This is a genomic window from Mycobacterium sp. NGS57 (genome assembly GCF_059812405.1).
The window spans coordinates 124154-144353 of record NZ_JCALCP010000011.1 but is presented as its reverse complement, the minus strand read 5'-3'; the positions used below and the strand labels follow the sequence as shown (position 1 = coordinate 144353).

Here is a 20200-nt window from a genome sequence, read left to right as displayed (position 1 = left end):
CCGTCAGAGCCGCAGCGTCCAGCGGCCGTTACGGTAATGCAGGATGGTGCGGCTCACCGGCGCGACGTCTATGCGCCAGAACGATTCCGGGGGTGCGTCGAGGCCGCACAGGATGGCGGCCCGGATCACCGCCGGATGTGTCACCGCGACCGCGGGCGCCGCATGGGGTTCCGCGTCGGTCAGGCGCTCCAGCCACCCGGTCACCCGGTGAACCAGGTCGACGATCGACTCACCATGGTGCGGCGCCCGGGCGGGATCGGTCAGCCACGTCTCGAGATCGGCGGGGGTGACGGACCGCAGCGAATGCCCGCACCACTTTCCGCAATGCAAGTCGGCCAACCGGGGCTCGGTGGCGGCGCGCAGGCCCAGCAGTTGCGCGGTCTCACGGACCCGCCGTTCGGGCCCGGCGAACTGACGTACGCCGCTGCCGATCTCAAGCCGCCCAACCTTTTCGGCCTGGCGCCGGCCGGTGGCGTTGAGCGGCTCGTCGGCGGGAAAGCGCCCGGCCGCCATGGCGTCGGTCATCGCGTGCGACACCAGCGTCAGCCGGACGACCCCGGTCACGCGGGGATTCGTTCCTCCAGCGGACGTCGGACAAGCACCGCGAACACCACGCCGATCGTCAACCACAACACCAGCTGAGTGGCCAGGGCCACCAGCCGGAACTCGTAGAGTACGTCGGCGGGAAAGCCGGGATAGACGATCGCGCCCGACGCGTCGCGCAACGGTTGCGGTGTCTCGTCCACCGTAGGCAGCAGCACCGCGACCACGACGACCGCCCCCAGGTAGGCCCCCGCCGCGAGCAGCCGCCCGTTCCAGGCGCCGAACCGGGCCGTCAGCCGCCGCGCCAGCCACACCGAGCCGATGGCCAGCGCGACTGAGGCCAGCACCATCACCAGATACCAGCCGGTGCGCGCCCCGATCGTGTCCGCCTGCCCCACCGCCGGCGGATTCGGCGGATACTTCACGGAGGGGACGAAATACACCGCGCCGAACGCGCCCGCTGCCAGCAGCAGCGAAAGTGGCCGCGGCGCAACGCCTGTCGCGCGCGTGGCAACCACGCAGAACAACACGCTGAACAGCGCACCCATCGCGACACCGAAGACGAGCACCCCGAAGCCCAGCCCGGCGTTGGCCTGCACGCCGCGGGTGAACAGTTCGGCACCGTGCTCGTGCACGCCGTGGGCGTCCAGGGCATCGGCGCGACCATCCTCGAAGGCGATGGCGCGCCCGATCACCGGCTCGGCGCACAGGCGGGCGAACACGAACGCCAGCACGGCGCCGATAGCGCCGGCCAGCAGGCCACGTGCGATCAGCCGCGTCTCCACGCGATCAGTGGCAGGGGAAGCCGAGCAGGTGCCGTGCGTCGTGCACGAACTCGTGCACGTGCGAATCGCTGCCGAACAGCGACACCGCACCCTGGTCCACGCCGAGGAAATACAGCGCCAGCAGCGCCAGGAAGGCGGTCGTCGCCAGCCAGAGCGCGGCGCGCGCCGCGGACAGGTCGACCGACCGGGTGCGGGTGAGCTGGGTATTGGACACCGTCGACTCCTTTCGGGGATAAACGCGTCCCCACTTGGTGATGACGGGTACGGGTCTGACTGTTGACAGTGGCGCGACCGTTCTGGAATTTCACCAGATTCCGTTACCCGTCAGGACAGGAGCCAGTGTAGGGCGCGGCGAAAACGGGCGGTAGTCCCGCCCGTTTTCACCGATCGCTATTGCGTCTCGGGAGCGCTGTGCGCCCCGGCCTTGGCCAGATCCGGCTCGGCCGGCGGCTTGTGGGTTCCGGTGAACGTGAACACCGCGTCCTCCCCGGCGCTCTCGCCGTCCCAGTTGTCGACGTCGACCGTGACGACCTGTCCGGGCCCGATCTCGTCGAAAAGGATCTTCTCCGACAGCTGGTCCTCGATCTCGCGCTGGATGGTGCGCCGCAGCGGGCGCGCACCCAGCACCGGGTCGAAGCCGCGCTTGGCCAGCAGAGCCTTGGCCTTGTCGGTCAGCTCCATCGACATGTCCTTGGCCTTGAGTTGCTTGCCGACACGTTCGATCATCAGGTCGACCATCCGGATGATCTCGTCGCGGGTCAACTGGTGGAAGACGATGATGTCGTCGATGCGGTTGAGGAACTCCGGGCGGAAGTGCTTCTTCAGCTCGTCGTTGACCTTCTGCTTCATCCGCTCGTAGTTGTTGTCGCCCCCGCCCTGGGTGAAGCCCAGCCCGACCGGCTTGGAGATGTCGGAGGTGCCGAGGTTGGACGTGAAGATCAGCACGGTGTTCTTGAAGTCGACCGTGCGGCCCTGCCCATCGGTGAGCCGGCCGTCCTCGAGGACCTGCAACAGGCTGTTGTAGATCTCCTGGTGTGCCTTCTCGATCTCGTCGAAAAGCACGACGGAGAACGGCTTGCGCCGCACCTTCTCGGTGAGCTGGCCACCCTCCTCGTAGCCGACGTACCCCGGCGGGGCACCGAAGAGCCGCGACGCGGTGAAGCGGTCGTGGAACTCGCCCATGTCGATCTGGATGAGCGCGTCGTCGTCGCCGAACAGGAAGTTGGCCAGCGCCTTGGACAGCTCGGTCTTCCCGACACCCGACGGGCCGGCGAAGATGAACGAGCCGGAGGGCCGCTTGGGGTCTTTCAGCCCCGCGCGGGTGCGGCGGATCGCCTTGGAGACCGCCTTGACGGCATCGACCTGGCCGATGATCCGCTTGTGCAGCTCGTCCTCCATACGCAGCAACCGGGTCGTCTCGGCCTCGGTGAGCTTGAACACCGGGATACCGGTCCAGTTGCCCAGCACCTCGGCGATCTCGTTGTCGTCCACCTCGGCGACGACGTCCATGTCGCCTGAGCGCCACTGCTTTTCACGCTCGGCCCGCTGCGCGACCAGTTGCTTCTCCCGGTCCCGCAGGCTCGCGGCCTTCTCGAAGTCCTGGGCGTCGATCGCCGATTCCTTCTCCCGGCGCGCCTCGGCGATCTTTTCGTCGAACTCGCGCAGGTCCGGCGGCGCGGTCATTCGGCGGATGCGCATCCGGGCGCCGGCCTCGTCGATCAGGTCGATGGCCTTGTCCGGCAGGAACCGGTCGTTGATGTAGCGGTCGGCCAGGGTGGCCGCGGCCACGATCGCCGAGTCGCTGATCGACACCCGGTGGTGGGCCTCGTAGCGGTCCCGCAGGCCCTTGAGGATCTCGATGGTGTGGGCCACCGTCGGCTCACCCACCTGCACGGGCTGGAAGCGACGCTCCAAGGCGGCGTCCTTCTCGATGTACTTGCGGTACTCGTCGAGCGTGGTGGCGCCGATGGTCTGCAGCTCGCCGCGGGCCAGCTTCGGCTTGAGGATGCTGGCGGCGTCGATCGCGCCCTCGGCGGCACCCGCCCCGACCAGCGTGTGCAGCTCGTCGATGAACAGGATGATGTCGCCGCGGGTGTTGATCTCCTTGAGCACCTTCTTCAGGCGTTCCTCGAAGTCACCGCGGTAGCGGCTGCCGGCGACCAGCGAGCCCAGGTCCAACGTGTAGAGCTGCTTGTCCTTCAGCGTCTCGGGGACCTGGCCGTGCACGATGGCCTGCGCCAGGCCCTCGACGACGGCGGTCTTGCCGACGCCGGGCTCCCCGATCAGCACCGGGTTGTTCTTGGTGCGACGGGAGAGCACCTGCATCACCCGCTCGATTTCCTTCTCGCGGCCGATGACCGGGTCGAGCTTGCCCTCCATCGCGGCGGCGGTCAGGTTGCGTCCGAACTGGTCGAGCACCAGCGACGTCGAGGGCGAGCCGGACTCGCCGCCGCGACCGCCGGTGCCGGCCTCCGCGGCCTCCTTGCCCTGGTAGCCGCTCAGCAGCTGGATGACCTGCTGGCGCACCCGGGTCAGCTCGGCGCCCAGCTTGACCAGCACCTGAGCGGCCACGCCCTCACCCTCACGGATCAGGCCCAACAGGATGTGCTCGGTGCCGATGTAGTTGTGGCCGAGCTGCAGCGCTTCGCGCAGGCTCAGCTCGAGGACCTTCTTGGCGCGCGGCGTGAACGGGATGTGCCCCGACGGCGCTTGCTGGCCCTGGCCGATAATCTCCTCGACCTGGCTGCGCACCCCCTCCAGCGAAATGCCCAGCGACTCCAGCGACTTCGCCGCGACGCCCTCCCCCTCGTGGATCAGGCCCAACAGGATGTGCTCGGTGCCGATGTAGTTGTGGTTGAGCATCCGGGCCTCTTCTTGCGCCAGGACGACGACCCTGCGGGCACGGTCGGTAAATCGTTCGAACATCGGTGGTTACCTGCTCTCCCTCACATCGGTACTTCGTCTTGCCAGACACTGGGTCGACACAGGGGCCGGCCCTTGCGTACCTGCCATCCACTGTAATGGTCGGCCTGCCGGGGTTCCTAACTATCGCGGCGCCCGGCACAGCGCAACGGATACAGCGCCGCAGTAAACGCAGACAACACAGATAACGAGGAAAACCACCAAAGCGTTTCCCGCTGCGACCCGCGATCGGTTCGCCGCGAGCGAAAACGAAAATTGCCGGCGCCCAGGCCACACGGACCCGGACGCCGGCAATCAGTAGGTCAGGTCGCCGCGTGGAACGCGTCGATCACGTCCGCCGGGATCCGGCCCCGCGTCGACACGTTGTGCCCGTTGCGGCGGGCCCATTCCCGGATCGCGGCGCTTTGCTCGCGGTCGATCGCGCCGCGGCCGCGTCCCGAGCCGGAACGCCCGCGCCGGCGACCGCCGACGCGCCGGCCCGCGGCCACCCATTGCTTCAAATCGTTGCGCAGTTTCGTGGCATTCTTGGACGAAAGATCAATCTCGTAGGTCACCCCGTCAAGCCCGAATTCCACTGTTTCGTCGGCTGCGCCCGCACCGTCGAAATCATCGACCAAGGTGACGGTCACTTTTTTTGCCATTAGCTTACCCTCGCGTTTCGTCCTGAGCAGTTGCAGAGCAGTTTGGATAGACTCCCCGGCCACCAATCTGCCATAACCTGACAGGATCTTCAATCCGAGCACAACGCACTCAGTTGAGTTTCAGAGCTTTCAGCTGCTTTCAGCTGCTTTCAGCTGCTTTCAGCTGCTTTCAGACCGTGTGCGGCCGAACAATCGGGAACAAAACTGTCTCTCTAATTGACAGTCCGGTCAAAGACATCAGCAACCGGTCGATACCCATTCCGGTTCCGGTGCACGGCGGCATACCGTACTCGAGCGCGGCGAGAAAATCTTCGTCGAGCGCCATGGCCTCGTCGTCGCCGGCCGCCGCGGCGCGCGCTTGCTCGGCGAACCTCTCGCGCTGCACGACCGGATCGTTCAATTCGGAATAGCCGGTGGCCAGTTCGACTCCGCGAACGTAGAGGTCCCACTTCTCGGTCACCCCTGCAATGCTGCGGTGCTGACGCGTCAAAGGTGTTGTCTCCACAGGGAAATCCTTGACGAAGGTGGGTGCGGTCAGCGCGTTGCCCACCTGATGTTCCCATAGTTCCTCGACGAGTTTGCCGTGCCCGTAGCTGGGTCTGTCCGGGCTGTCGGGGATCTCCAGACCGAGCCGATCGGCGATGGCCCGCAGCCGGTCGACCGTCGTCTCCGGCGTGATCTCCTCACCGAGCGCCGCCGACAGCGACGGATACATTTGTATCGACGCCCATTCTCCGTCTATGTCGTACACGCTGCCATCCGGCAACGGGAGTTCTCGGGTGCCGATCGCCTCGTCGGCCACTTCTTGAATAAGCTCACGCGTGACGATCGCCGAATCGTCATAGGTGCCGTAGGTCTGGTAGGTCTCCAGCATGGCGAATTCCGGAGAATGCGTCGAATCCGCACCTTCGTTTCGGAACACACGATTTAACTCGAAGACCCTGTCGAATCCGCCGACGATGCAGCGCTTGAGGAACAGTTCGGGCGCGATCCGCAGGTACAGATCCATGTCCAGCGCATTGGAATGCGTGATGAACGGCCGGGCCGCGGCGCCCCCGGCCAGCGTCTGCAACATAGGGGTTTCGACTTCCAGAAACCCGCGCCGCTCCAGCGCGTGGCGTAGCGCGCGGATCACGGCGATGCGCTGACGGGCGACCGTGCGGGCCTGGGGACGGACGATCAGATCGACGTAGCGGCGCCGGACCCGCGCCTCCTCGCTCATGTCCTTGTGCGCGACCGGTAGCGGTCGCAGCGACTTGGCCGCCATCCGCCAGGAATCGGCCAGAACGGACAACTCGCCGCGCCGGGAACTGATCACGTTGCCGTGCACGTAGACGATGTCGCCGAGGTCGACGTCGGCCTTCCACGCGTCGAGCGCCTGTTGGCCGACCTTGTCGAGGCTGATCATCACCTGCAGGGCGGTGCCGTCGCCGTCCTGCAGCGTCGCGAAGCACAGTTTTCCGGAGTTGCGCGCAAAGATGACCCGGCCCGCGACGCCGACGACGTCGTCGGTAGCGGTGTCGACGGGCAGGTCGGGGTGGGCGGCGCGTACCTCGGCCAGGGTGTGGGTGCGTTCGATGGCGACCGGGTAGGGGTCCGTCCCCTCCTCCAGCAGGCGAGCGCGCTTGTCCCGGCGGATCCGGAACTGCTCGGGAAGGTCGGGCTCGGCTGCGCTCACGACCTGCCAGCTTAAAGGACGGGCCGGGGCCGCCGACGGTGCCGTCGAGCCTGCGCACAGAGCGCGAAAGTTGCCCCGCAAGCCGCGCTGTGCGCAGTCTCGGTGCGGGCGGTCGGCCCTAGCGCGCCGTCTTCAGCCGGCCGCGCTGGGATTCCTGGTTGCGTTCGAAGACCAGCCGCAGGCCGTGCAGCGTCAGGTGCTGGTCGTAGTGGTTGGCGCTGTGCAGTTCGGGGAGCAGCAGCGGCGCGGTGTGCCCGGTCGTCACGACGACGACATCGTCGTCGTCGGAGAAGCCGTCCACGTCTTCGCGGATGCGCGCGATCAGGCCGTCGACCAGTCCGGCGAACCCGAACACGGCGCCGGCCTGCATGCATTCGACCGTGTTCTTGCCGACGACCGACCGCGGGCGGGCCAGCTCGACGTGGAGCAGCGCGGCGGAACGGGCCGCGGCGGCGTCCGAGGAGATCTGCACGCCGGGCGCGATGGCGCCGCCGAGGAACTCACCCCTGGCCGAGACCAGGTCCACGCAGATCGACGATCCGAAGTCGACGACGATGGCCGCCTTGCCGTACTTGTGAAAAGCCGCCAGGCAGTTGGTGATCCGATCGGCGCCCACCTGTTTCGGGTTGTCGACGAGCAGCGGGATGCCGGTGCGCACGCCCGGCTCGATGAGCACATGCGGCACCGACGGCCAGTACTGGTCGAGCATGACGCGCACCTCGTGCAGCACCGACGGAACTGTCGACAGCGCCGCGGCGCCGGTGAGTCGCTCGGAATCGTCACCGATCAGGCCGTCGATGGTCAGCGCCAGTTCGTCGGCGGTGATCTCGGATTCGGTGCGAATCCGCCACTGCTGCACGACCTTTGCGTGCTCCTTGGCGCCGGACAACAAGCCGACGACGGTGTGGGTGGTGCGGACGTCGATCGCCAGCAGCACGGCTACCGCGCGCCGATCCGGGGGTCAAGCAGCTCCCCCACGTTGGCCGGGACAGCATCGGGGACGAACGCCGGGTCGTGCCCGAGGTCGATCGGCTTGTTGTCCGCGTCGACGAACACGATGCGCGGCTGATACGCGCGCGCCGCCGCGTCCTCCATCGCCCCGTACGCGATCAGGATGACCAGGTCCCCGGGGTGTACGAGATGGGCTGCGGCGCCGTTGATCCCGATCACTCCGCTGCCGCGCTCACCGGTGATCGCGTAGGTGACCAGCCGGGCGCCGTTGTCGATGTCCACGATGGTCACCTGTTCGCCCTCGAGCAGGTCCGCGGCGTCCATCAGGTCGGCGTCGATGGTCACCGAGCCGACGTAGTGCAGGTCGGCCTGCGTGACGGTGGCGCGGTGGATCTTTGACTTCAGCATCGTCCGTAACATCAGTTCCTCCAAGATGATTCGACACAGGTGTCCGGCCCCGAGGGTGCCGGCAAAATTGCTCCGCTAGCTTCGATTTCGATCGCGACGTTGTCCAGGAGCCTGGTGGCGCCCAGCCGTGCGGCGACCAGCAGCCGCGCGGGCCGCCCGTATTGCAGCGGGCCCAGCCCCGCGTCGCGCAACTCCAGGTAGTCGACGGAAACCGCGGGCTCCGCGTCGAGCACGGCGCGCGCCGCGTTCACCGCGGCGTCCGCGCCGGCCGTCGCCGCATGCGCCGCCGCGGTCAGCGCGGCCGAAAGCGTGCCGGCCAATTCGCGTTGCGCCGGGTCCAGGTAGCGGTTGCGCGACGACATCGCCAGCCCGTCGTGTTCGCGCACCGTCGGGACGCCCACCACGGCGGCGTCGATGTTGAGGTCGGCGACCATCTGGCGGATGAGGACCAGTTGCTGATAGTCCTTCTCGCCGAAGAAGATTCGGTCGGGGCGCACGATCTGCAGCAGTTTGCACACCACGGTCAGCACACCGGAGAAATGGGTCGGCCGCGCCGCGCCCTCGAGTTCGGCGGCCAGCGGGCCGGGCTGCACGGTGGTGCGCAGGCCGTCGGGATACATCGCCGCCGCGGTCGGCGCGAAGACGATCTCGACGCCCTCGCCGCGCAGCAGCGCCAGGTCGTCGTCGAGCGTGCGGGGGTAGGCGTCGAGGTCCTCGCCCGCCCCGAACTGCAGCGGGTTGACGAAGATCGACACCACGACGACCGAGCCGGGGACCCGCTTGGCGGCGCGCACCAGCGCCAAGTGCCCGTCGTGCAGGGCGCCCATGGTGGGTACCAGCATCACCCGGCGGCCGGTGTGGCGCAGCGCCCGGCTGGTGTCGGTGACATCGCGCGGCGCCGAGTAGACGTTGAGCTCGCCCGGTTTGAACGTGGTCTTCATCGCGCCAGCACCTCGAGGACGTCGTCGGGGGCATGCGCGCGCTGCGCGGTCCGCAAAGCGTTCACCCGGTAGGCCTGGGCCAGTTCCGGCCCGGCCTCGGCCAGCGCGGAAAGATGCTGCGCGACCGCTGCCGCGTCACCGCGCGCGACCGGCCCGGTGAGCGCGGCCTGGCCACGGCTCAGGGTGTTCTCCAGCGCCGCGCGGGCCAGCGGACCGGCGATGCGTTCGGCCAGCCCGCCCGGCTGGTCGTCGACGGTTTGTTGCCCGAGCAGTTCGCTGCCGCGCAGCGCGGCCCGCAACGCGTCGAGCGCGTCGGCGAGCACCGTCACGATGTGGTTGCCCGCGTGCGCGAGGGCGGCGTGGTAAAGGGGGCGGGCGTCTTCGCGGACGCAGAACGGTTCCCCGCCCATCTCGAGGACCAGGGACTGCCCGATCGCGTAGCCGACGTCGTCGGCGGCGGTGAGGCCGAAGCAGGTGTCGGGCAGGCGGCTGATGTCCTCGTCGGAGCCGGTGAACGTCATCGCGGGGTGGATCGCCAACGGCACGCAGCCGTCGCGGGTCAGGGGCGCGAGGATGCCGATCCCGTTGGCGCCGGAGGTGTGCGCCACAATCGTGCCGGGCTTGACCGCGGAGGTCGCCGCGAGCCCCGACACCAGGGCGGCGAGCTCACTGTCGGGGACGGCCAGCAGCAACAGTTCGGCGCCGGCGGCCACCTCGGGCGCCGGCAGCACGGGGGTGTCGGGCATCCGGCGCTCCGCCCGCTGACGCGACGCGCGCGAGACACCGCTGCACGCGACGACGACGTGGTCGGCGCGTTCCAGCGCGACACCGAGCGCGGAGCCCACCCGGCCGGCGGAGATGATTCCCACCTTGAGCCGCGCCGGGCGCAGTCCGTCGAACTGCCCCATCGCAGAGGACCTCACAGCTTTTCTTGGTTCGTTCCAGTCCCACTGGGTACCGGACGGTCGCTAAGACTCTGAAGAGTTTAGTCGATTCCGCACGCCCGGCCCAATCAAAGCGGGTGTGAGGAAGCTCCCAGCTCAGCCGTCGCCGCTCTCGCGCCGCAGCCGCCGGCGGCCGCCGGAGGGCTCGACCTGCAGGCGCGCCAGCAGGTCGGCAACCGACTGGCCACCGCTCGGAGGCGCGTCCGGGTCGGCCCCCTGGGCCAGCGGGTCCGCGCCGCGGTGCCGGGGTGCGGGCTCGGCGTGTGGCGGCGGGGCCATCTGCGGCGGGGCCGGGGGCTCATTGGCGGGCGCGACGTCGTCGCGGTACTCGGCCGAGTGGCGCGACCGCGCCCGGCGACCGGTTTCGCCGTATGGCGGCGGCTGCGGGGGCGCTGCGTGCTCTGTGGGTGAGCCGTCCCGCGGCTCGTAGTGCCGGGCGCGCCGACCGTCCGGATCGGCACCGGCCCAGTTGCTGCCCGGCGACCCGGGTGGCAGCCACTGCCCCTGCACGGCGGCGGGCTGCCAGTCCTGCGGCGGCGGGGGCGGCGGAGGCGGCGGTGGCGGTTGCCACGGGGACTGTTGCGAAGGCACGGGCTCGCGCGGGGGCGGTGGTGGCTGCCGGGGTGGCAGCAGTGGTTCCTCGGGCACGTCGATGATCGCGGATTCGTCGGGGCGCGCGTCGGCGCGGCCGGCCGGGTCGTCCGGGGTGGCCGCCGTCACCCGGTCGCTGGACACCCAATCCCGGTTGCCCTCGCCGTTGCGCTCCCAGTCGCCGTACGCCCGGGCGCGCGGCGCCTCGGTCTCGTTCGTCCCGAGCGCCGGGCGGTGCTGCAGGTCGGTGTCGAACAAGATCTCCAGGCTGGTGCGCAACGAGCTCAGTTCCGCCCGCAGCGCCGCCAGGTCGTCGGCGGCCTGGGCACGCAACTCGGAGGCCAGCTCGCGGCGCAGCTGGGACTCCACGGTCAGCTCGTACTCGCGCCGGGCCGAGATCTCCCGGTCCAACTGCAGGTCGTAGACGAGCTTGAGGTCGCGGACCCGGGACTGGTCCGCATCGCTTTGGCGGCGGTAGAGCACCGAGACGAACGCGCCGGCGACGGCGGCCCACAGCGCCAGGATGACCGCGAGCTTGAGAAGTTCCACCCGGTTGGTGAAAACCAGTGCGGAACTGGCCCCCATCGCGAGGACCAGCAACGCGGTCAAGAGCACCCAGCCCGGCCTGCGGCCGCCGCGCCGGACCCGGGCGCCGCGGGACAGAACGGTCATGGCCTGACTGTACCTGCGCGAGGTCAGTCAGCGTGTCGGGCGACTCCGGCGATTCTCGCCCGGTTGTCGGCGCCGCCACCATCGGACTAAGTCTCGGCGCCCTCACCGCGCTCGGACGGGTCCTGCGGGGACTTGCAGCAATGCTGGAGCCACAGCGCGGCGACGACCAACGCCAAAGCGCTGACGGCGGCCACCACCGTCCCGGTGGTGTCCTCGGCGACGGACCGCAGCCACGACCGGCGCGGCAGGAAATACACCAGCACACCGATCCACCAGCCCAGCACCAGTGCGCCCACCCAGGCCGACGCCTTGGCCACCACCACGCTGTGCGCCACCGCCAGCGGATGCAGCCGGCCGGGTCCGGCACCGATCTCGCCCGCGCCGATCTTGGTCCGCACGTAGCGCGCCCACAGCGCCTCGGCGATCGCCACGGCCAGCAGCGACAGGCCGGTCCACACGGTGATGGGCGGAAACCACCGGTACAGCGTGACGACCAACAGGTAGCCGACGACGGCAGCGCCGACCACCGCGGCCGTCAGGTCACGCTTGCGGGTCGGTCCCATCAGGCTGTGAGCTCGAGCGTCAGGTCGGACAGCCGGACGGCGGCCCGGTCGGCGGGCTCCAGCTCGGCCAGCAGCTCCGCGACCGGGCGCGGCCCTTCGGCGACCGTCAGCCGGGCGTCCGGCTCGATGGCCAGCCAAGGCACCATCACGAAGGCCCGCAGATGGGCCAGCGGGTGCGGCAGCGTCAGATTGGCCTCGCGGGCGATCAGCTCCGCGCCGTCGTAACAGGCGATCAGGTCGACGTCGAGGGTGCGCGGACCCCACCGCTCGCCGCGCACCCGGCCCGCCGCCCGTTCGAACTCCTGCGCCCGGCGTAGCCAGCCCTGCCCGTCGCACGCCGCGTCGTCGGCGATGAGCACCGCGTTGAGGAACGGCGCCTGCTCCAACCGGCCCCAGGGATCGGTCTCGTAGACGGGGGACACGGCGACGATCGCGTGGCCAAGCCCGTCGACGACCGACTGCAGCCGCGCCAGCCGGTCGCCGAGATTGGAGCCGACGGACAGAACTACGCGACTCACAGGGCCCCGCCCGCGGGGATCACCGAACCGCGCCCGCCGCGGCGCGACCGCCGCACCACCACGGCGACGTCGGCGAACTGATGCGCGATGGGGGCCTGGGGCTTGTGCACCACGACCTCGACGGCGTGCACGCGATGGTCGTCCATCACCCGGTCGGCGATGTCGCCGCCGACCGCTTCGATCAGGTTGCGCGGGGGCCCCGCGATGACGTCGGCGGCCAGCTGGGCCAGCGCGGCGTAGTCGTAGGTGTGGGTCAGTTCGTCGCTTTCGGCCGCGTCGGCCAGGTCGATCCACACGGTGATGTCGACGACGAAATCCTGCCCCACTGCGCGCTCGTGGTCCAAGACCCCATGCCGGCCACGAACAGTCAAGCCGCGCAACTCGATTCGGTCAGCCATACGTCCCACCTTGTTTCCAAGCCGCCACAACCTTGAGGGCATCCACCGATGCGCGCACGTCGTGCACGCGCACCCCCCACGCTCCGTACAGGGCCGCCAGCGCCGAGATCACCGCGGTCGCCGTCTCGCGCCCGCCGGGCGGTCGCGGCGACCCGTCGGGCCCGGCCAGCAACGTGCCGAGGAACCGCTTGCGCGACGCGCCCAGCAACACCGGGATCCCGGTGGCGATCAGCTGCGGCAGGGCGTTCAGCAGCGCCCAATTGTGTTGTCCGGTCTTGGCGAACCCGAGTCCGGGGTCGATCACCAGCTTGCCGGGGTCCACGCCCGCGGCCACCGCGTCGTCGACGCTGGCGAGCAATTCGGCGCGCACCTCGGCGACCACGTCGCGGTAGTGCGGGGCCCGGTGCGGGCGCTCGGAGGACACCGATCGCCAATGCATCAACACCCACGGCACGCCGGCCTCGGCCAGCAGCGGCGCCATCGCGGGATCGGCCCGTCCGCCCGACACGTCGTTGACGATCTGCGCGCCGCTCTGCAGGGCTGCCCGCGCTACGTCGGCATGCATGGTGTCGATGCTGACGGTAATGCCTTGGTCGGCAAGCTCTTTGACGACCGGGACGACGCGCGACGCCTCCACCCGCGGGTCGATGCGCGCGGCACCGGGCCGGGTCGACTCGCCCCCGACGTCGACGATGCCCGCGCCCTCGGCGGCCATCGCGAGGCCATGCGCGACGGCGCCGTCGGCGTCGAGATACCGTCCGCCGTCGGAGAACGAGTCGTCAGTGACGTTCAGGACTCCCATAACCTGCACGGGCAGAGACCTCAACGGACTCACTTACGCAGGATGAGGTCGAGCGCTTCGGCCCGGGACGCTGCACTGGTTTTGAACAGGCCGCGCACCGCCGACGTCGTCGTGACGGCGCCCGGCTTGCGCACGCCGCGCATCGCCATGCACAGGTGCTCGGCCTCGACGACGACGATCACCCCGCGCGGATCGAGCTTGTTCACCAGGGCGTCGGCGATCTGGCTGGTGAGCCGCTCCTGAACCTGCGGCCGCTTGGCGTACAGGTCCACCAGCCGGGCGATCTTCGACAGCCCGGTGACCCTGCCGTCGCTGCCGGGGATGTAGCCGACGTGGGCCACCCCATGGAACGACACCAGGTGGTGCTCGCAGGTGGAGTACAGCGGGATCTCCTTGACGATCACCATCTCGTCGTGATCCTCGTCGAACATGGTGTTCAAGACGGTGTCCGGATCGGTGTAAAGCCCGGCGAACATCTCGCGATAGGCGCGCGCGACGCGGGCCGGGGTGTCCTGCAAGCCATTTCGATCCGGGTCTTCGCCGATGGCGCACAGCAGCTCGCGGACGGCGGCCTCCGCACGCTGCTGATCGAATCTCCGGATGCGGGCAGGCGCGGTGTGGGTGTCCGGTCCCAAATCCGGTCCCAAACCCGGTAACGCCATCGACTCCTCCGTTCGTCAGCCGTGCGCCGGCGGGTTGGACCGGCGCGCGTCGTCGTCCGGTTGGTCCGGCGATTGGCCGGTGTCCGGGGTGGGCTGACCCGGCGGCGGATAGGGCGGATAGGGGTAGGCGGCGTGGCCCTGACCCGGATAGCTGGGGACCGGGCGCGGCCAATAGGGCTGCGGCGGTGGCGGTGTCGGGCTGGGGGACGGCGGATACCAATGGTTCGGCTGCTGCTGTTGCTGCGGCGGCGGCCAGCCGGGCGCGTGCCAACCGGCCGGGGCGCCGTAGTCCGGCTGGGTCGGGCCGTTCGGAACCGGCTGTGGGTGGTCGCCACCGCGGGAACCGTTGGGGCCGTGGGCGTTTCTGTCGGCCTCCACCCGCGCCGCCTCCTCGCTGGCCCGCGCGATCGCGGCCTTGAAGGCCGGCTCGGCCACCGGCGGCGGCCAGGGCTCGCCACGCTCGATCGCCAGTTCGCCGGGCGTCTTGATCGGTGGCTTGTCCGACGGGATGCGACCGCCGAAATCGTCGAACATGGTGAGCCTGGGCCGCTTTTGGACGTCGGCGAAGATGCCCTCCAGCTCGGCGCGGTGCAGCGTTTCCTTCTCCAGCAGCTCACCCGCCAGCGTGTCGAGCACGTCGCGGTATTCGGTGAGGATCTCCCAGGCTTCGGTGTGCGCCGCCTCGATCAACTTGCGCACCTCGTCGTCGATGTCGCGGGCGACCTCGTGGGAGTAGTCCGCCTGAGTTCCCATGGTGCGCCCCAGAAACGGGTCGCCGTGCTCGGTGCCGTACTTGACCGCGCCCAGCTTGGAGCTCATCCCGAATTCGGTGACCATCGCGCGCGCCACCTTGGTGGCCTGTTCGATGTCGGACACCGCGCCCGTCGTCGGCTCGCGGAACACCAGTTCCTCGGCGGCGCGCCCGCCCATCGCGAACACCAGCTGCGCGATCATCTCCGACCGGGTCCGCAGGCCCTTGTCCTCCTCGGGCACCGCGACCGCGTGCCCGCCGGTGCGTCCGCGGGCCAGAATCGTCACCTTGTAGACCGGGTCGATGTCGGGCATCGCCCAGGCGGCCAGGGTGTGCCCGCCCTCGTGGTAGGCGGTGATCTTCTTTTCGTGCTCGCTGATGATGCGGCCCTTGCGGCGCGGGCCCCCGATCACCCGGTCCACCGCCTCCTCGAGGGCAGGTCCGGTGATGACGGTGCCGTTCTCGCGCGCGGTCAGCAGGGCCGCCTCGTTGATGACGTTGGCGAGGTCGGCGCCGGTCATCCCGACGGTGCGCTTGGCCAGCCCGTCGAGGTCGGCGTCCGGCGCGATCGGCTTGCCCTTGGAATGCACACGCAGCACGGCGCGGCGCCCGGCCAGGTCGGGGTTGCTGACCGGGATCTGCCGGTCGAAGCGGCCGGGCCGCAGCAGCGCGGGGTCGAGGATGTCGGGCCGGTTGGTGGCGGCGATCAGGATGACCCCGGCCCGGTCGCCGAATCCGTCCATCTCGACGAGCAACTGGTTGAGGGTCTGCTCGCGCTCGTCGTGGCCGCCGCCCAGGCCGGCGCCGCGCTGGCGGCCGACGGCGTCGATCTCGTCGACGAAGATGATGCAGGGGCTGTTCTGCTTGGCCTGCTCGAACAGGTCCCGTACGCGGGAGGCGCCCACGCCGACGAACATCTCGACAAAGTCCGACCCCGAAATCGTGAAGAACGGAACGCCGGCTTCTCCCGCTACGGCGCGGGCCAGCAGCGTCTTACCGGTGCCGGGCGGCCCGTAGAGCAGCACGCCCTTGGGGATCTTGGCGCCCAGGGCCTGGTAGCGGCTGGGGTTTTGCAGGAAGTCCTTGATCTCGTAGAGCTCCTCGACCGCCTCGTCGACGCCCGCGACGTCGGCGAAGGTGGTCTTGGGCATGTCTTTGTTGAGCATCTTGGCCCGCGACTTGCCGAACCCGAAGCCCATCCGGGCGCCGCCCTGCATCCGGGAGAACATCACGAACAGGCCCACCAGCAACAGCAGGGGCAGCACGTAGACCAGCAGCTCGCCCAGGATGCTGCCCTGGTTCACGACGGTACTGATTTTCGCGTTTTTCGCCGTCAGCGAATTGAACAGGTCAACCCCGTATCCGGTGGGGTACTTGGTGATGACCTTGTCGGAATTGTCGGTGTCCTTATTGCCCTTCTTCAGGGTCAACCGCAACTGCTGCTCGCGATCGTCGATCTGCGCACTCTTGACGTTGTCGCTGTTGATCTGGGCCACCGCCACCGAGGTGTCGACGGGCTTGTAGCCGCGGGTGTCGTCGCTAAAGTAAAAAAACGACCAACCCAACACCACCACAACGGCTATCGCCGTGACGATGCGAATCACGTTTTTCCGGTTCATCAATCATCGGCCTCGTCGGCCAGGTCCTTCCGCGCTACACGAAGTTGGTAAAAGTCCAGGCTACCGCTATGGGTGTTCGCCAGCCCCGGCAGTCTTCTCGCTATTGCAACGAGCGAGAGTTCCCGCAGTCGATCCTGATGCGGGACTCAACGAGGGCTCACTCGTAGTAGCGGGCCTCGACGACGTTGCCGTCGGGGTCGGCGAAGTAGTAGGCCTGCGGCGACCACCCCTGCGCCCCGAAGCTGTGGTTCAGCCGGGCGCTGGTGTCCACTCCCGCCTCCTGCAGACGCGCATCCAGCGCGTCGTATTCGGCTTTCGACATCGCCAGGCAGACGTGGTTGACCGGCTGACCGGCGCTCCCCTCGGCCACCCCGGACGACGCCGCGCCGGCGGCCATCTCGATCGGCATCAGGTCGATGATGGAATCCTCACCCACCCGCACGCTCGGGAACGGCGCCCCGCCGGCCTCGAACTCGGCGAACCGCACGGGCGCGAGTCCGACCACCCGCGAGTAGAAATCCATCGCTGCGGGGGCATCCCGCGTCCACAGCACTACGTGGTCCAATCGCATGCACAAATTATGGATCGGCCGAGCCCTTCTCAGCCCGGGGTCCTTGTGATTTGGTGAGACGGTGCTTTCGTCAACCGAACGGTTAGTCGACACCAACGGCGTGCGGCTGCGCGTCATCGAGGCGGGAGACCGCGGCGCGCCCGTGGTGATCCTGGCCCACGGCTTTCCCGAACTCGCCTACTCGTGGCGACACCAGATACCGGCCCTGGCCGAGGCCGGCTATCACGTGCTGGCACCCGATCAGCGCGGCTACGGCGGCTCGTCGCGCCCGGATGCCGTCGACGCCTACAACGTTCGCGAGTTGACCGCGGACCTGGCCGGCCTGCTCGACGACGTCGGCGCCGAGCGCGCCGTCTGGGTCGGCCACGACTGGGGCGCCGCCGTGGTGTGGCACGCTCCGCTGCTGCACCCCGACCGGGTCGCGGCCGTCGCCGCACTCAGCGTGCCGCCGACGCCCCGGCCACGCTCGGCGCCCACCACGAAGTGGCGCAAGATCTTCGGCGAGAACTTCTTCTACATCCTGTATTTCCAGGAGCCCGGCGTCGCCGACGCCGAACTCGATGCCGACCCGGCCCGCACCATGCGCCGGATGCTGGGCGGGCTGGCGCCCTCCGACGACCGGGGCGCTGCGCTGCGGATGGTGGCGCCCGGCCCGGAGGGTTTCATCGAGCGCCTGGGCGAACCGGGCGGATTGCCCGGCTGGCTCGGCCAGGACGAGCTCGATCACTACGTCGCCGAGTTCTCCCGCACCGGCTTCACCGGCGGCCTGAACTGGTACCGCAATTTCGACCGGAACTGGGAGATCACGCCGGAGCTCGCGGACGCCAAAATCGCTGTGCCATGCCTTTTCATGGCCGGCACGGGCGATCCGGTCCTGGGATTCACCCGCGCCGACCGCGCGTCGGAGGTGGTCTCCGCGCCGTACCGCGAGGTGATGATCGAGGGCGCGGGCCACTGGCTGCAACAGGAACGCCCCGACGAGGTCAACACAAACCTGCTGGAGTTCCTCAACGGATTGGAGCTGCGATGAGCATGCCACTGCGGTTCGGCGTCTTCATCACGCCGTTTCATCCCGTCGGCCAATCACCCACGGTGGCACTGGAATACGACATGGAACGCGTCGTTGCCCTGGATCGACTGGGCTTCGACGAGGCGTGGTTCGGCGAACACCACTCCGGTGGCTACGAGCTGATCGCCTGCCCGGAGGTGTTCATCGCCGCCGCGGCCGAACGGACCAAGCACATTCGGCTGGGCACCGGGGTGGTCTCGCTTCCCTACCACCATCCGCTGATGGTGGCCGACCGCTGGGTGCTGCTGGATCATTTGACCCGCGGTCGGGTCATGTTCGGCACCGGACCGGGCGCCCTGCCGTCGGACGCGTACATGATGGGCATCGATCCCGTCGAGCAGCGGCGGATGATGCAGGAATCCCTCGACGCGATCCTGGCCCTGTTCCGCGCCGGGCCCGAGGAGCGCATCGACCGCCACTCCGACTGGTTCACCCTGCGCGACGCGCAGTTGCACATCCGCCCGTATACCTGGCCCTACCCCGAGATCTCCACGGCGGCAATGATTTCGCCGTCGGGGCCGCGGCTGGCCGGCGCGCTGGGCACGTCGCTGCTGTCGCTGTCGATGTCGGTACCGGGGGGCTACGCGGCGCTGGAGAACACCTGGGAGGTGGTACGCGAGCAAGCGGCCAAGGTCGGCCGCGACGAGCCGGACCGGGCCGACTGGCGGGTGCTGAGCATCATGCACATCGCCGACAGCCGCGAACAGGCGATCGACGACTGCACCTACGGGCTGCAGGACTTCGCCAACTACTTCGGCGCAGCGGGGTTCGTGCCGCTGGCCAACGAGGTCGAGGGCGCCCAGACGCCGCACGAGTTCGTCGCCGACTATGCAGCCAAGGGCAATTGCTGCATCGGCACGCCCGAAGACGCGATCGCGCATATCGAAGACCTGCTCGACCGCTCGGGCGGCTTCGGCACCCTGCTGATGCTCGGCCACGACTGGGCCTCGCCCGAGGCGACCTACCATTGCTATGACCTGGTGGCGCGCAAAGTGATTCCCCACTTCAAGGGGCAGCTCGCCGCGCCGCGATCGTCGCACGAGTGGGCCAAGGGCAAACGCGACCAACTGATCGGCCGCGCAGGCGAGGCCGTCGTGAAAGCCATCACCGAGCACGTCGGCGAGCAGCAAGGACGGGCGAACTGATGCGCGCCGCGGTGTTGCGCGACGGCCGCATGGTGCAGCGCGACGACGTGCCCGAGCCGGTGCCCGGGCCGGGTCAGGTTCTCGTCGGGGTGCGGGCGTGCGGAATCTGCGGTTCTGATCTGCATTTCGCCGCCCATGGCGATGACGTGGTGGCGATGACCGCCGCGGTCGCCGGCGACGGCGGGCCCATGAGCGTCGACCTGGGCAGCGATGTCTTCATGGGTCACGAATTCAGCGCCGAGGTGCTCGAGGCCGGGCCCGACACCGAGACCCATCCGCCGGGGACCATGGTGACGTCGATTCCGGTGCTGCTCTCCACGACGGGTGTCGAGCCGATCGTCTACAGCAACAGCACAATTGGCGGCTACGCCGAGCGAATGCTGCTCTCGGCACCGCTGCTGTTGCCCATTCCCAACGGCCTGGACCTCAAGCACGCCGCGTTGACCGAACCGATGGCGGTGGGACTGCACGCCGTCAACAAGTCCAACATCGCGCCCGGCGAGACTGCGCTGGTGCTCGGCTGCGGACCGATCGGGATCGCCATCATCGCGGCGCTCCGGACGCGCGGCGTGGAAACCGTTGTTGCTTCGGACTTTTCACCGACGCGGCGCGAGCTGGCCACCGCGATGGGCGCCCACCAGACGCTGGACGCCGCCCAGGGCTCGCCCTTCGACTCCGTCAAACCGGCGGTCGTGTTCGAGGCCGTCGGGGTCCCCGGCATCATCGACGATGTGCTGCGGCGCGCGCGGCCGGGCACCCGCCTGGTGGTCGCTGGGGTGTGCATGCAGCCCGACACCGTGCACCCGTTCTTCGCGATCGCCAAAGAGATCAACGTGCAGTTCGTGCTGGCCTACAACCCGGAGGAGTTCGGCGACTCCCTGCGCGCGCTGGCCGAGGGCGACATCGACGTCACCCCGCTGATCACCGGGGAGGTCGGACTGGACGGCGTCGGGCAGGCGTTCGACGACCTGGCCGACCCCGAGCGGCACTGCAAGATTCTCGTCACGCCCTGAGCCTCGTTTTCGG

General features: G+C 69.0%; 21 protein-coding genes. 3 read left to right on the top strand and 18 right to left on the bottom strand.

What is annotated here, in order from left to right:
- Positions 1-3: 3 nt before the first annotated feature.
- From AC5Y43_RS21100 to AC5Y43_RS21015, 18 genes are all read right to left on the bottom strand, one after another.
- On the bottom strand, positions 4-564 hold the full coding sequence (locus AC5Y43_RS21100; protein WP_499975639.1) for a histidine phosphatase family protein: 561 nt from the start codon (positions 562-564) through the stop codon (positions 4-6).
- Positions 561-1328, bottom strand: a complete 768-nt coding sequence (locus AC5Y43_RS21095; protein ID WP_499975637.1) for a CbtA family protein — start codon at positions 1326-1328, stop codon at positions 561-563. The genes AC5Y43_RS21100 and AC5Y43_RS21095 overlap by 4 nt, the downstream gene beginning before the upstream one ends.
- Positions 1329-1332: 4 nt before the next feature.
- The gene (locus tag AC5Y43_RS21090; RefSeq protein ID WP_499975635.1) at positions 1333-1542 is read right to left on the bottom strand and encodes a CbtB domain-containing protein; all 210 of its coding nucleotides are present in this window, start codon (positions 1540-1542) and stop codon (positions 1333-1335) included.
- Positions 1543-1718: 176 nt separating this feature from the next.
- Positions 1719-4253: an ATP-dependent protease ATP-binding subunit ClpC gene (gene clpC1 / locus AC5Y43_RS21085; RefSeq protein WP_499975633.1), complete on the bottom strand. Its 2535-nt coding sequence runs from the start codon at positions 4251-4253 to the stop codon at positions 1719-1721.
- Positions 4254-4552: 299 nt separating this feature from the next.
- Positions 4553-4891, bottom strand: coding sequence for a histone-like nucleoid-structuring protein Lsr2 (gene lsr2, locus AC5Y43_RS21080; RefSeq protein ID WP_297725261.1), 339 nt, complete (start codon positions 4889-4891; stop codon positions 4553-4555).
- A 169-nt stretch (positions 4892-5060) separates the two neighbouring features.
- A complete protein-coding gene (lysS, locus tag AC5Y43_RS21075; protein ID WP_499975631.1) occupies positions 5061-6569 on the bottom strand; it encodes a lysine--tRNA ligase in 1509 nt (502 codons plus the stop codon).
- A 118-nt stretch (positions 6570-6687) separates the two neighbouring features.
- A complete protein-coding gene (locus AC5Y43_RS21070; RefSeq protein WP_499975629.1) occupies positions 6688-7506 on the bottom strand; it encodes a type III pantothenate kinase in 819 nt (272 codons plus the stop codon).
- Positions 7507-7508: 2 nt separating this feature from the next.
- On the bottom strand, positions 7509-7940 hold the full coding sequence (gene panD / locus AC5Y43_RS21065; protein WP_499975627.1) for an aspartate 1-decarboxylase: 432 nt from the start codon (positions 7938-7940) through the stop codon (positions 7509-7511).
- Positions 7940-8869, bottom strand: a complete 930-nt coding sequence (panC, locus tag AC5Y43_RS21060; RefSeq protein WP_499975624.1) for a pantoate--beta-alanine ligase — start codon at positions 8867-8869, stop codon at positions 7940-7942. Before panC ends, panD begins: the two co-directional genes overlap by 1 nt.
- The gene (locus tag AC5Y43_RS21055; RefSeq protein WP_499975619.1) at positions 8866-9777 is read right to left on the bottom strand and encodes a Rossmann-like and DUF2520 domain-containing protein; all 912 of its coding nucleotides are present in this window, start codon (positions 9775-9777) and stop codon (positions 8866-8868) included. The genes panC and AC5Y43_RS21055 overlap by 4 nt, the downstream gene beginning before the upstream one ends.
- A gap of 132 nt (positions 9778-9909) precedes the next feature.
- On the bottom strand, positions 9910-11076 hold the full coding sequence (locus tag AC5Y43_RS21050) for a DUF6779 domain-containing protein (protein ID WP_499975617.1): 1167 nt from the start codon (positions 11074-11076) through the stop codon (positions 9910-9912).
- Positions 11077-11162: 86 nt separating this feature from the next.
- Positions 11163-11639: a DUF3180 domain-containing protein gene (locus AC5Y43_RS21045; RefSeq protein ID WP_499975615.1), complete on the bottom strand. Its 477-nt coding sequence runs from the start codon at positions 11637-11639 to the stop codon at positions 11163-11165.
- Entirely contained in the window at positions 11639-12157 is a 519-nt protein-coding gene (gene folK / locus AC5Y43_RS21040; RefSeq protein ID WP_499975612.1) for a 2-amino-4-hydroxy-6-hydroxymethyldihydropteridine diphosphokinase, read from the bottom strand. The genes AC5Y43_RS21045 and folK overlap by 1 nt, the downstream gene beginning before the upstream one ends.
- The gene (folB, locus tag AC5Y43_RS21035; protein WP_499975611.1) at positions 12154-12555 is read right to left on the bottom strand and encodes a dihydroneopterin aldolase; all 402 of its coding nucleotides are present in this window, start codon (positions 12553-12555) and stop codon (positions 12154-12156) included. The genes folK and folB overlap by 4 nt, the downstream gene beginning before the upstream one ends.
- Entirely contained in the window at positions 12548-13381 is an 834-nt protein-coding gene (folP, locus tag AC5Y43_RS21030) for a dihydropteroate synthase (RefSeq protein ID WP_499975686.1), read from the bottom strand. Before folP ends, folB begins: the two co-directional genes overlap by 8 nt.
- A 5-nt stretch (positions 13382-13386) precedes the next feature.
- Positions 13387-14019, bottom strand: a complete 633-nt coding sequence (gene folE, locus AC5Y43_RS21025) for a GTP cyclohydrolase I FolE (RefSeq protein ID WP_499975609.1) — start codon at positions 14017-14019, stop codon at positions 13387-13389.
- Between the two features lie 15 nt (positions 14020-14034).
- Positions 14035-16389, bottom strand: coding sequence for an ATP-dependent zinc metalloprotease FtsH (gene ftsH / locus AC5Y43_RS21020; protein WP_499975607.1), 2355 nt, complete (start codon positions 16387-16389; stop codon positions 14035-14037).
- Positions 16390-16546: 157 nt separating this feature from the next.
- The gene (locus AC5Y43_RS21015) at positions 16547-16960 is read right to left on the bottom strand and encodes a VOC family protein (protein WP_499975604.1); all 414 of its coding nucleotides are present in this window, start codon (positions 16958-16960) and stop codon (positions 16547-16549) included.
- 61 nt (positions 16961-17021) lie between these two features.
- Between AC5Y43_RS21015 and AC5Y43_RS21010 the strand changes: the two genes are divergently transcribed.
- From AC5Y43_RS21010 to AC5Y43_RS21000, 3 genes are read left to right on the top strand one after another with little or no spacing between them, the layout of a single operon-like run.
- Positions 17022-17990, top strand: coding sequence for an alpha/beta fold hydrolase (locus AC5Y43_RS21010; protein WP_499975603.1), 969 nt, complete (start codon positions 17022-17024; stop codon positions 17988-17990).
- On the top strand, positions 17987-19174 hold the full coding sequence (locus tag AC5Y43_RS21005; protein WP_499975602.1) for an LLM class flavin-dependent oxidoreductase: 1188 nt from the start codon (positions 17987-17989) through the stop codon (positions 19172-19174). Before AC5Y43_RS21010 ends, AC5Y43_RS21005 begins: the two co-directional genes overlap by 4 nt.
- Entirely contained in the window at positions 19174-20187 is a 1014-nt protein-coding gene (locus AC5Y43_RS21000; protein WP_499975600.1) for a zinc-binding dehydrogenase, read from the top strand. The genes AC5Y43_RS21005 and AC5Y43_RS21000 overlap by 1 nt, the downstream gene beginning before the upstream one ends.
- Positions 20188-20200 lie beyond the last annotated feature (13 nt).

What these genes read in the sequence shown, in the direction of transcription:
- lsr2 (WP_297725261.1), bottom strand. Translation starts at nt 4,891, where the DNA reads ATGGCAAAAAAAGTGACCGTCACCTTGGTCGATGATTTCGACGGTGCG.
- AC5Y43_RS21050 (WP_499975617.1), bottom strand. Translation starts at nt 11,076, where the DNA reads ATGACCGTTCTGTCCCGCGGCGCCCGGGTCCGGCGCGGCGGCCGCAGG.
- AC5Y43_RS21005 (WP_499975602.1), top strand. Translation starts at nt 17,987, where the DNA reads ATGAGCATGCCACTGCGGTTCGGCGTCTTCATCACGCCGTTTCATCCC.
- panC (WP_499975624.1), bottom strand. Translation starts at nt 8,869, where the DNA reads ATGAAGACCACGTTCAAACCGGGCGAGCTCAACGTCTACTCGGCGCCG.
- ftsH (WP_499975607.1), bottom strand. Translation starts at nt 16,389, where the DNA reads ATGAACCGGAAAAACGTGATTCGCATCGTCACGGCGATAGCCGTTGTG.
- AC5Y43_RS21015 (WP_499975604.1), bottom strand. Translation starts at nt 16,960, where the DNA reads ATGCGATTGGACCACGTAGTGCTGTGGACGCGGGATGCCCCCGCAGCG.
- folE (WP_499975609.1), bottom strand. Translation starts at nt 14,019, where the DNA reads ATGGCGTTACCGGGTTTGGGACCGGATTTGGGACCGGACACCCACACC.
- AC5Y43_RS21000 (WP_499975600.1), top strand. Translation starts at nt 19,174, where the DNA reads ATGCGCGCCGCGGTGTTGCGCGACGGCCGCATGGTGCAGCGCGACGAC.
- panD (WP_499975627.1), bottom strand. Translation starts at nt 7,940, where the DNA reads ATGTTACGGACGATGCTGAAGTCAAAGATCCACCGCGCCACCGTCACG.
- folB (WP_499975611.1), bottom strand. Translation starts at nt 12,555, where the DNA reads ATGGCTGACCGAATCGAGTTGCGCGGCTTGACTGTTCGTGGCCGGCAT.
- clpC1 (WP_499975633.1), bottom strand. Translation starts at nt 4,253, where the DNA reads ATGTTCGAACGATTTACCGACCGTGCCCGCAGGGTCGTCGTCCTGGCG.
- AC5Y43_RS21045 (WP_499975615.1), bottom strand. Translation starts at nt 11,639, where the DNA reads ATGGGACCGACCCGCAAGCGTGACCTGACGGCCGCGGTGGTCGGCGCT.
- AC5Y43_RS21055 (WP_499975619.1), bottom strand. Translation starts at nt 9,777, where the DNA reads ATGGGGCAGTTCGACGGACTGCGCCCGGCGCGGCTCAAGGTGGGAATC.